The organism is Bacillota bacterium, assembly GCA_040754675.1.
GTDB lineage: Bacteria > Bacillota > Limnochordia > Limnochordales > Geochordaceae > Geochorda.
The window spans coordinates 1-9642 of the sequence record JBFMCJ010000121.1 but is presented as its reverse complement, the minus strand read 5'-3'; the positions used below and the strand labels follow the sequence as shown (position 1 = coordinate 9642).

Here is a 9642-nt window from a genome sequence, read left to right as displayed (position 1 = left end):
GTGGCCGGCCATCCGGCAGGGAGCGTGGAGTCGAAGGCAGCCGTTGGGTTCTTACCGCAGCGCATTGACCTCCCGGAAAACGTCGAGGTGGTGGAGGTCCTCCGGTTCTTTGCGGGGTTGAGGGTCCCGGGGAGGGCCGGCGAAGCCGTCCGGGAGGCCATCGACGCAGTGGGGCTTTCTGGCCTCGAGCGGCGGCCGGTTCAGGAATTGTCGGGCGGCATGTTGCAGCGGGTCGCTCTGGCCCAGGTGGTGCTGGGGAACCCCCCCGTGCTGCTGCTCGATGAGCCCGCCCTCAACCTGGACATCGAGGGCCGGCAGCGCCTGAGAGGGATCCTCGACGGCGTGCGCCGGCGGGGCGGGTGCGCCCTGGTCTCCAGCCACCTCCTGGACGAGGCCCTCCAGAGCGCCGACCGGGTGGTGATCCTGCAGGGCGGGCGGATCCTGGCGGACGAGAGCGTGGCCGCCATCGCGGCGCGCCTCGAAAGCCGGCTTCACGTGGAGATCGAGGATGCACCTGCCGCCCGAGGTTACCTGGCCGGCCTGGGCTACCGGGTCTCGAGCAACTCCGCCGGGGGCCTGGTGGTGTCGTGCTCGCCGGATCTGGCGGTGCGGGTGCTGGGTGAGTTGCACAACGCCGGCTTTTGCCCGAGGGATTTCCGCACCACTCGCATGACCCTCGAGGAACTGGTGCTGAGCTACCTTCAGGCGCCGCCGGGCGGCCGGCCCGGGCGGGCCGGCGGGGGTGGGGGGTGAGGGCATGGCGCGGCGCCGCTGGACGGTTTGGGCTGTCGTCGGGGTCATCGTGGTGGCCGGGGCCGTCGCCCTGGTGAGCTTCCGGTCTGAAGGGAAGCCGCCCCCTGCTCAGGTGCTCTACGGCGTCGACACGTGCGACGAATGCGGGATGGTCTTGAGCGAACCCCGGTCGGCTGCGCAGCTCATTTCCCGGGAAAAGGTGGCGAAATTCTGCGACGTCGGGTGCCTGGTGGTCTACCAGTTGCGCCACCACCCGGACTGGCAGGGCGTGCGAGTTGCCTACGTGCCCGACTGGAACACCCACGAGTGGATCGACGCGCAGACGGCGTGGTGGGTGACGACCCGCCACAAAACGCCGATGCTGTACGGCCTGGTCACCCTCGAGGACCGGGGCGAGGCGGAACGGATGGCGGCGGAGCACGGCGGCCGGGTGCTCACCTACGCCGAGGTCGCGGGCCTTGACCTGTTGCGTGAGGAGGCGAGGCGATGAGGGTGCGGGTGCTCCGCCACGTCGCGGCAGCCGAGTTCCAGGCGACGAGCCGGGCCCGGTGGGCGTCCGTGTTCGCCGTCACGTTCGCGGCCCTGGCGCTGGCCCTGTCGTACTTCGGCATGTTCCACGCCGGGTTCAGCGGGTTCGTGGGGTTCGTGCGCACCTCGACGAGCCTGCTCAGCGTCTGCACCCTGATGCTCCCCCTGGTCGCCCTGACCGTGGGGGCGCTGGCCTTCTCGGGGGAACCGGAGCGGCACCACCTGATCCTGGTTCAGCCGGTGACGCACGCCGAGGTGGTGGCCGGGCGCTATCTCGGGCTCCTGGCCGCTCTGGCCGGGGCTGCCGTGGTTGGCTTCGGCGCCGCCGGGGTGATCATCGCCCTGAGGGCCGGGAGCGAAGGGTGGCTGCGGTATGCGGGCATCATCGGGCTTTCCGTGGTGCTCCTGGCGATCTCCCTCGGCATCGGCGTGCTTGTAGGGGTGGCCTCGAGGGAGCGGAGCCGGGCCCTCGGGGCGGCCGTCGTGGTGTGGGGCCTTGCGGTGGTGCTGTACGACCTGGTGGTGATGGGCGTGAGCGTGATGGTGAGCGGCGACGTGATCCGCCCCATGCTGCTCACGCTGGTCATGGCGAACCCCGTGGACCTGGTGCGCGTGCTGGGGCTTTTGACCATCGGGGCCCGCGCCAGCCTGGGGGCGCCGGGGGCGGTGCTGGCTGCCGCCTTGAACGAGCTGTCCGGCAAGGTGCTGATGCCGCTCGCCGTGACGCTGTGGCTGGTGCTGCCCCTCTACATCGCCTACCGGCACATGCAGCAGCAGGATTACTAGCGCACGGGCAACCGCCCGCGCCGCCCGATCGAAAAGGGCTCAGGCTCAGAAGCGCATCAGAGGTTTGACAGGAAGGAGGATGGGTGGGGATGGAGCGGTCCTGCAAAGCGAAGGTGGCGCTCGCGGCAGCGGCCATCGCCGTTGCCGTGGCCGGCGTCGTGACAGGTGTGGTCGCGCAGTCCGTGGCGCCGCCGGAGATCGTGTACGGTCAAACCCGGTGCTCAAACGCCCCGTGCAAGATGATCATCAAGGATCCGGAGCACGCGGCGGCCATGGTGGCAGCGGACGGCAACCACGCCTTCTGCGACATCGGGTGCCTGCTGGTCTACCTGAAGACCCGCCACCCGGAGGGTGAGAACGTGGTGGCCACGTTCGTGCGGGACTGGCCGAGCCAGGAGTGGGTCGAGGCTCGAACGGCGGTGTACGTCCGCACCGATATCCGCACGCCGATGCGCTACGGGCTGATCGCGTTCAAGGACAGCCACGCGGCGGCCGAGTACGCGGCCGAGCACAACGGGGAGGTTCTGGGGTTCAAGGAGGCCACCCACTACGTGATGACCGAGCGGGCCAAGCGGATGGGTGGTTCCGGCGGGCACGAGCACTGATCCAAAGGGCCGCACCGGCACTTGAATAACGCGGAAACCAGGACCGCCGGCCCGGTTTGACGGATCCCCTGCGGTTTGAGTGACCGCATGTCAGCATGCGCCATACAGAGAAAGGGCATGGAGGCGCATGCGAAATGGCCGCAGGGAACGGGCAAACCGGGCCGGCCCTCGTCTTGAGCGCGGGCGGCGCGCGGGGAGCTTATCAGGTCGGCGCGATGAAGGCCATCGTCGAACGGCGGCCGCAGGCCACCTTCTCCGTCATCACCGGCACGTCCATCGGCGCCGTGAACGGAGCGGTGATGGCCGAAGGGATCCAGTCGGGGAAGCTCGCCGAGACCCTCGCCCGGCTCTCGAGCGAGTGGCTCGCCATGGAGGGGCTGCTGCGGCTCAACTGGAGGAGCCTGCTTGCAGCCCTGGGGAGCGTCATCCGGTACGGGCCGTCGCCCAAGGTCCTGCAGGCGATGCGGTCTCTTCTTGACGGCGTCCCGCTCGTCCAGCGGCTGTCACGCCTCGTCCCGCCGGATCGCCGCATGGGCGATTATCAGAAGGTTGAACTGGTCGTGACCACCACCGACCTAAACAGCGGCACCACGGTGGCGTTTGACCGGGCCGCCGGGGACGTGCGGGTGATCGACGCGGTGCTGGCCTCGGCGGCGTTCCCCGTGGTCTTTCCGTCTCGCCTGGTCGCCGGCCACTGGCAGGTGGACGGCGGCGTCTTCGACCACACGCCCCTGGGCCAGGTGATCCGCCGGGGAGGGCGCGACATCTTCGTCATCGGAACCTCGCCCCACTGCGGCGAACAGGGGGCATCCCCGCAAACCGGGCCGTTTGCCGACATCTACCACGTGGTGCACCGCCTCTGGCCCCTCATCCTCGACCAGCTTCTTTACGAGGACGTGCGCGAGGCGCGGCGCATCAACGAGATCGTCTCCATCATCGAGGAAAGCCCCAACCCCGACAGCCCGCTGATACGCCGGCTCAAGGCCGCCATCGGCTACGAGAAGGAGGGCCGGCGAAAGCGCGTGGTGGGCATCGTGGAGATCTGCCCGCAGGCCGAGCTCACCCCGCCGGGGACGTTCGGCTTCGGCGACCGGGCTGCCATCCAGAAGATCATGGAACAGGGGTACCAAGACGCCCTGCAGGTTCTCGGGCGCCTGCCCGCTCCGGGCGTGAACACGCGGGGTGGCGGCGCCGGGCGCCTGCATGGTGCGGCTCCTTACGTCAGGGCACGAGGGCGACCTTGATGGCGCCCGAGGGGCCTTTGCGGGTGGCGGCCCGGATGGCCTCCCGCCAGCGTTCGAGGGGAAACTTGTGGGTGACGAGCGGCGAGAGGTCGGCCTTCCCCCGGGCCATGAGCTCGATGGCGTACTCCATCGTGCGCAACCTGCGGCCGTCGGGAAGGCGCTCATAGCCGTAGCAGAACGTCCCCTGGATGTCCAGTTCCTTGAGCCAGATGGGGGTCCAGTCCACGCCGCGGGGAAGTGACGCCAGGCCCACCAGGATGACCCGGCCCCCGCCCCTGGTGAAGCGCAGGGCATCGTCGATGCTGCTCCCGGCGCCCACGCACTCGAAGGTGACATCGGCGCCGCCCACCGGCACCGGCTTGCCCATGATGGGTTTCAGCAGGCGGGCGCCAAGGGCTTCGGCCAAAGCCTCGTAAAGGGCAGGGCCCCGGGCCGTGACCACCTCGTCTGCGCCGAGCCGCCTGGCCATCTCCGCCTGGTGGCGGTGGCGCGCCACCGAGACGATGCGCGCCGGGGTGCCGGTGGCGCGCAGCGCCGCGACGACGCACAGGCCGACCGTGCCAGCTCCGAGCACCAGCGCCGTCTGGCCCGGCTGCGGCGGCCAGCGCAGCACGGGGTGCAGCGCCACCGAGAAGGGTTCCACCATGAGGGCCGCCTCGTCCGGGAGGGAGTCCGGCACCGGCAGAAGCTGCGAGCGGTGGGCCACGAAGTAATCGCCCCAGCTTCCGCCCGTGTCCCGGCAGGCGCCCGTGATCATTCCCGGGGCGAGCCGCCCGTCGGCGAAGTGCTCGCACAGGTGGTAGTCGCCCCGCCGGCAGGCCGGGCACGGCGGGTCGATGCCCCGCACCTCGCACCCAAGCACCGGGTCAACCACCACCCGCTGCCCGACCCGGAAGCCCGAAGCGTCGTCCAACGCCGGCCCCAGCCGCTCGATGACCCCGACGTTTTCGTGGCCGAAGGTGAACGGGAAAGAGGCCAGCGGCGAAGTGGAGGGGCTCGAGTCCAGGAAGATGGTGTGCAGGTCGCTCCCGCAGACGCCACCCATGCGGGTGCGGATCAGCGCCCAGTCCGGGCCCGGCAGCTCCGGCGGAGGGATCTCCCGCAGGCGCGTGCTGCCCAGGGGGCCCGTGAAGGCTGCGGAACTCACGGCCCCGGCCAGCTTGCCCGCCACGTAGCGGGGAATGGTCACGTCGAACTGGACAGCTTTCACAGGGGCGCAAGCTTCCACCGCCGGGCGTGGGATTCCTGCTCGGCCAGACCACTTCGGCGAGCGTCGACATCCTGTCGGGCGCTGGCATCCGGATCTCCTCTCAGGGTACGCTGACGCCGGACGGCAACACCGTTGCCGTCAACGCCCGGAGGTGCGTGCCAACGTCATTTATACCCGGACGTTCACCGTCGCCTCCTCCAGCAACACAACCCGGGTTGCCATCACCCCAACCTCCTGAGAAACAGACGGGGCGGCCTGGACTCTGAGGGGTGGAGCGTCACCCAAGGCACTCCCCAACTGGTGACCCCCGCTCCCGTCAACCAGCCCACCGCCCCGAAGCCCGCCACCGAACAGGCCTTGCAGTGGAGCCCCAGCACGACCAGCGCCACCTGCTCCCAGACGCTCAGCGGAGTCTTCGTAAGTGGGGATAAGGTCGCCTTCTCCGGGTGGATCCGGGTCACCAACGGCACACCTGCCGACTTCGTCATCGAAATCCCCAACGTCCGGGACATTGCATCCGGCTCAGCAGCCCCTCTGACCGTCCCCGTGACGGGGACCTGGCAGGTCTATAAAGCCCGGGGCGTCTGCACCGGCGGCGGGCAGCCCACCTTTCGGGTCCGCTACGTCGGATCCTCCCTGCATGCCGTCGCCTTCACCGATCTTGTCATCGTGCGGGGGAGGTGCGGGCGGCGGCAGCTCCATCCTCCCGAGCTTGGGACGTGCATGCCCGGGTGGACTAGCGCGTACGCTGGTTGCACCAGGGATTGCAAGGGGAGCCCTCGCGCGTGGATAATGAGACCGGAAGACCCAAAGAAGACAAAGAGCGTGATAGACTCATGAAAGCGGCGGCGCTGACCCAAAGCCGGAAGAAGTGGACGGCCGAGGAGCTTGCACGCCTTGACGAAGGCCTCCGGAAGGTCGCTGAGTGGACGCGATCCAAAGGCATCACCGAAGAGGAGCTTGCCGCACTCGCTCGGGAAGCCATCGACCGCATCCGTGAGGAGCGCCAGGGCCGTCGTTGATGCCTCGGCCCTGGCCCCGTCTCTTTTCTACCAAGGCCTTCTGTTTAGGGCTATCCGCCACGATCTTCTGGTCCCCTTGGTGATCCCCGAGATCTACACAGAACTCACCGCAGCGGTGCTTGCGATCTGCGCTCGGGAGGCTGCCCCAAACCACGTGCGCGAGCTGATCCTCCGGGCGTGCGAACTCGTGTACAGCAAGTCACCCCGGCTCATGCCGATGCCGCCGGACTACGCCGTGCCTGAGCTGAAGGGCCACATGAAGGATGCCCATCTCTTCTGGGTAGCCGAGCACGGGCGGGCCGATGTCATCATCGTGCGGGAGCCTCGCTTGGAAACTATTGGTGAGTGGCGTGGGGTGCCCATCCTACGCCCTCGCCACGCCCTTGAGTATCTGGGGCTTCTTCCCGCTCTTTAGGATGGGTCACGATGACGAAGCCTGGTGAGACGCTAGCGGCGCCGCGGCCCCTATCCATGACCCAGGAGGAGCTCGAGGCGTTGGATCGAGCCAACGAAGAGGCCGCCAGGAAGCTCCAGGAGGCTGACGTTACCTGCGAGCAGGTTGTTGAAGAAGTCATGGCGTACGTTCACAAGCTCCGCGAGCGATGACGTTCCTCCCGCGGTCATTGACGCCTGTGCCCTAGTCCCTGCCATCCTGTTTCGGGACAACCCCCAGGCCCGCCAGCGCTGGACCGGGTGTGCGAGGCCTGCTACACTATTTCCCAGGAAGGGTACGTGTGGCGGGACGGCTCTACAAGGGTGACGGGGATCACTATGAGCAGAAACTGCACCGGGTCATGAAGCGCCTGGGGGTGCAGGAGTGACCCGCCCGGTCGAGCGGGGGATCTATGATTTGCAGACCTGGATCGAGGGGATGAAGGCCCTGCCGCCCCCGCTTCCGGCATGGTGCGAGGTGCTGGGGCTCTCCCGCTGTGCGGCTAAAGCCACACCGGGGCCGTGGTGTAGCGGCCTAACGCACCGGTTTGTCACGCCGGAGATCACGGGTTCGAATCCCGCTGGCCCTGCCAGAAGGTCGGACTCCAATCATCCTCCCCTCCCAGCCTTCTTGGGAAGCCTGAGGGACGACCGGGCCCGAGCGGCCGGGGATGGGCTGAATCGGGGGTGCACGCGGGACTCGGGAGGCGAAGGGGAGAGCGCGAAGTATGAAGGCGCCAGAGAAAGACGTCGAGTGCGTCACGATGTGGGGGCAGGTGAGGCGCTTCCCGGCCGAGGCGTTGCGGTTTCGGCCGGCGGCCTACGGCATTGCGGTCCGGGACGGGCAGGTGCTGGTGGCGCGCTCCCGCTTCACGGGCCGGTGGGAGCTGCCGGGCGGCGCGGTGGCGCCGTGGGAAAAACTGGAGGACGGGCTCGTCCGGGAGTACCGCGAAGAGACCGGCGTGACCGTCAGCGTGCGCGGCTTCGTCGGCTTCGACCAGGGCTTCGTGGCGTTTTTCCAGCACCCCTTCAACTCGCTGCGCTTCTTCTTCCGGGTGGACGCGGACGCGGCGGAACTGCGCGCGCAGAAAAGCGAAGTGGACGAGGTGCGCTGGATGCCGATCGCGGAACTGGACGAGGCGGACATGGCGGCCGGCCACTGGCACTTCTTGCAGGAGTGCATGCGCCCCTAGCTGCCACCGGTGCCGGGACGTGTGACCGGGTTGCTCGAGGAAAGCCGCGCCCTTGACGGACGGGTTCCGCCGGGGGATAATTGAGATGATGTCTCAGTTACAGGGTCGAACCCCGGAAGGAAAGGGCGCAGACCCGGCGGCATCGGTGGGCGTGATGCTGGAGGCGCTGCGGCGGGCCGGCTATCGCCTGACGGCCGCCCGGCGGGCGGTGGTCGAAGCCATGCAGTCCGGGGAGCACAGAAGCGCTCCGGAGATCGTGGCGGAGGTGAAACGGCGCCATCCCCGCGTGGGGCGGGCGTCGGTCTACCGAACGCTTGCGATCCTCAGCCGGCTGTGCGCCGTGCAGCCGTCCCTCATGCGGACGGCGCAGGCCCACTACGCGGCCGCAGAGCAGGGGCACCACCACCACTTCATCTGCAACAGGTGTCACGGGGTCATCGAGTTTGGGCAGTGTGGCGCGGCGGACATGGCCAGGCAGCTGGAGCGGCAGTGGGGCGTGCGGGTTGAGGGCCACCTGCTGGAGTTTTACGGGCTGTGTCCGGCGTGCGCCGGCAAGGGATGAATGCGGGCACTTTACAGGCGGGCATTTCGATGAGGTGTGAAGCGGGCGGGGGTGCGTTTGTGAGACGCTGTCTCAATTGGTTGTCCGGCACGCAGCTGGCGGGCGCCGCACTGGCGCTGGTGCTGGTTGCCGGCGCTGCGCCCGGCGGGTGGGGGCCTGCGCCGGCCGCCCGGGCGCGCCTTACGGCCGTCACGTCCACGACCATCCTGGCCGACCTGGTGCGCCGGGTGGCCGGCGAACGCTGGGATGTCAAGGCGATCGTGCCGGTGGGAGCCGACCCGCACGCTTACCAGGCGACCCCCGGGGATGCACGCAGGCTCGCAAGCGCCGATCTGGTGGTTCTGGTGGGAGCCGGGCTTGAGACGCCGGCCTTCGAGAAGCTGGTGCGTTCGGCGGCGAAAGCGGCTACCGTGCTCAAGGTTGCCCCGGCCCTGGGCGTTGTGCGGGACGGCGAAGGCACCGTAGAGGCCGGCAGCCCAGGCGACGAGCACGGGCACGGGGGAGAGGTGGACCCGCACGTGTGGTGGAGCGTCCCGCTGACGATCCGCCTCGTGGAAGAGGTGGAGGCGGCGCTGGAGCGGGTGGACCCCGAGGGGGCGCCCGTGTACCGCACCAACCTGCAGGGCTACACCCATGAACTGCAGCGCCTGGACGGGTGGATCCGGGAGCAGGTCGCCGCCATTCCGCCCGGCAGGCGGCTTCTGGCGACCAACCACGGCGTGCTGGGGTACTTCGCCCGGGAGTACGGGTTTCGTGTGGTGGGCGAGGTGCTTCCGGGCACGAGTTCGCTGGCCGAGGCGTCGGCGGCCGACACGGCGCGCCTCGTGACCCGGCTGAAGCAGCTGCGGGTGCCGGCCATCTTCGCCGAGACCACGGTTTCGCCCGTGCTGGCCGCGCGGGTGAGCCGCGAGGCGGGCGTCCGGCTGGTGACGCTCTACACCGACTCGCTGGGGCCGGAGGGTTCCGGGGCTGAGACGTACGTGGGCTTCATGAAGACCAACGTCGGCCGGATCGTGGAGGCGCTGCGGGGTGGGTGAGGCGGATGGCAGTGACCCGGTGGCGGGACGGTGCGGTGGCAGAAGTGGAGGTGCCCGGTGGGGGCGCCTCTGAAGCGGGCCGCGCGGTTGTCGAGGTGCGGGGGCTGCGTGCCGGGTATGGCGGGCGCGTCGTGCTGGAGGACGTGACGTTCTCCGTCTTTCCCGGGCAGAGGGTCGCGGTGGTGGGCCCCAACGGTGCCGGCAAGTCGACGCTGTTCAACTGCATTGCCGGGCTGCTGAGGCCGACCGCGGGCACGATTCTCCTTGCGA

Annotated in this window: 14 protein-coding genes and 1 tRNA gene; 13 read left to right on the top strand and 2 right to left on the bottom strand. The window is 69.1% G+C overall.

Going from position 1 to position 9642, the window contains the following annotated elements:
* The 5 genes from AB1609_08910 to AB1609_08890 form a co-directional block, all read left to right on the top strand.
* A partial coding sequence (locus AB1609_08910; protein ID MEW6046588.1) for an ABC transporter ATP-binding protein occupies nt 1-753 on the top strand: 753 nt, incomplete at its 5' end.
* Nucleotides 754-757: 4 nt separating this feature from the next.
* Nucleotides 758-1243, top strand: coding sequence for a nitrous oxide reductase accessory protein NosL (locus AB1609_08905; protein ID MEW6046587.1), 486 nt, complete (start codon nt 758-760; stop codon nt 1241-1243).
* Entirely contained in the window at nt 1240-2067 is an 828-nt protein-coding gene (locus AB1609_08900; GenBank protein MEW6046586.1) for an ABC transporter permease subunit, read from the top strand. The genes AB1609_08905 and AB1609_08900 overlap by 4 nt, the downstream gene beginning before the upstream one ends.
* Before the next feature lie 89 nt (nt 2068-2156).
* On the top strand, nt 2157-2672 hold the full coding sequence (locus AB1609_08895) for a nitrous oxide reductase accessory protein NosL (protein ID MEW6046585.1): 516 nt from the start codon (nt 2157-2159) through the stop codon (nt 2670-2672).
* A 134-nt stretch (nt 2673-2806) separates the two neighbouring features.
* Complete coding sequence (locus tag AB1609_08890; protein MEW6046584.1) at nt 2807-3916, top strand: patatin-like phospholipase family protein; 1110 nt, start codon at nt 2807-2809, stop codon at nt 3914-3916.
* Here the strand turns inward: AB1609_08890 and AB1609_08885 are convergent.
* Nucleotides 3894-5126 (bottom strand): zinc-binding dehydrogenase, encoded by a 1233-nt coding sequence (locus AB1609_08885; protein ID MEW6046583.1) that lies wholly within the window; start codon nt 5124-5126, stop codon nt 3894-3896. The genes AB1609_08890 and AB1609_08885 overlap by 23 nt on opposite strands.
* A 221-nt stretch (nt 5127-5347) precedes the next feature.
* Nucleotides 5348-5590, bottom strand: coding sequence for a hypothetical protein (locus AB1609_08880; protein MEW6046582.1), 243 nt, complete (start codon nt 5588-5590; stop codon nt 5348-5350).
* Between the two features lie 321 nt (nt 5591-5911).
* On the opposite strand from AB1609_08880, the gene AB1609_08875 reads away from it, so the two are divergent.
* From AB1609_08875 to AB1609_08840, 8 genes are all read left to right on the top strand, one after another.
* On the top strand, nt 5912-6148 hold the full coding sequence (locus tag AB1609_08875; GenBank protein MEW6046581.1) for a hypothetical protein: 237 nt from the start codon (nt 5912-5914) through the stop codon (nt 6146-6148).
* Nucleotides 6123-6563 carry a hypothetical protein gene (locus AB1609_08870; GenBank protein ID MEW6046580.1) on the top strand — a complete coding sequence of 147 codons (441 nt, stop codon included), beginning with the start codon at nt 6123-6125 and terminating at the stop codon, nt 6561-6563. The genes AB1609_08875 and AB1609_08870 overlap by 26 nt, the downstream gene beginning before the upstream one ends.
* 11 nt (nt 6564-6574) lie before the next feature.
* Entirely contained in the window at nt 6575-6754 is a 180-nt protein-coding gene (locus AB1609_08865) for a hypothetical protein (GenBank protein ID MEW6046579.1), read from the top strand.
* Nucleotides 6755-7096: 342 nt separating this feature from the next.
* Nucleotides 7097-7173 (top strand) — tRNA-Asp (locus tag AB1609_08860).
* A 135-nt stretch (nt 7174-7308) separates the two neighbouring features.
* Nucleotides 7309-7773: an NUDIX domain-containing protein gene (locus AB1609_08855; GenBank protein ID MEW6046578.1), complete on the top strand. Its 465-nt coding sequence runs from the start codon at nt 7309-7311 to the stop codon at nt 7771-7773.
* Between the two features lie 85 nt (nt 7774-7858).
* Entirely contained in the window at nt 7859-8335 is a 477-nt protein-coding gene (locus AB1609_08850; protein ID MEW6046577.1) for a Fur family transcriptional regulator, read from the top strand.
* Between the two features lie 29 nt (nt 8336-8364).
* A complete protein-coding gene (locus AB1609_08845) occupies nt 8365-9372 on the top strand; it encodes a metal ABC transporter substrate-binding protein (GenBank protein MEW6046576.1) in 1008 nt (335 codons plus the stop codon).
* Nucleotides 9373-9377: 5 nt separating this feature from the next.
* A partial coding sequence (locus AB1609_08840; GenBank protein MEW6046575.1) for an ATP-binding cassette domain-containing protein occupies nt 9378-9642 on the top strand: 265 nt, incomplete at its 3' end.

Coding starts and splice junctions, on each gene's coding strand:
- AB1609_08905 (MEW6046587.1), top strand. CDS start 758: ATGGCGCGGCGCCGCTGGACGGTTTGGGCTGTCGTCGGGGTCATCGTG.
- AB1609_08900 (MEW6046586.1), top strand. CDS start 1,240: ATGAGGGTGCGGGTGCTCCGCCACGTCGCGGCAGCCGAGTTCCAGGCG.
- AB1609_08895 (MEW6046585.1), top strand. CDS start 2,157: ATGGAGCGGTCCTGCAAAGCGAAGGTGGCGCTCGCGGCAGCGGCCATC.
- AB1609_08890 (MEW6046584.1), top strand. CDS start 2,807: ATGGCCGCAGGGAACGGGCAAACCGGGCCGGCCCTCGTCTTGAGCGCG.
- AB1609_08865 (MEW6046579.1), top strand. CDS start 6,575: ATGACGAAGCCTGGTGAGACGCTAGCGGCGCCGCGGCCCCTATCCATG.
- AB1609_08855 (MEW6046578.1), top strand. CDS start 7,309: ATGAAGGCGCCAGAGAAAGACGTCGAGTGCGTCACGATGTGGGGGCAG.
- AB1609_08850 (MEW6046577.1), top strand. CDS start 7,859: ATGATGTCTCAGTTACAGGGTCGAACCCCGGAAGGAAAGGGCGCAGAC.
- AB1609_08845 (MEW6046576.1), top strand. CDS start 8,365: ATGAGGTGTGAAGCGGGCGGGGGTGCGTTTGTGAGACGCTGTCTCAAT.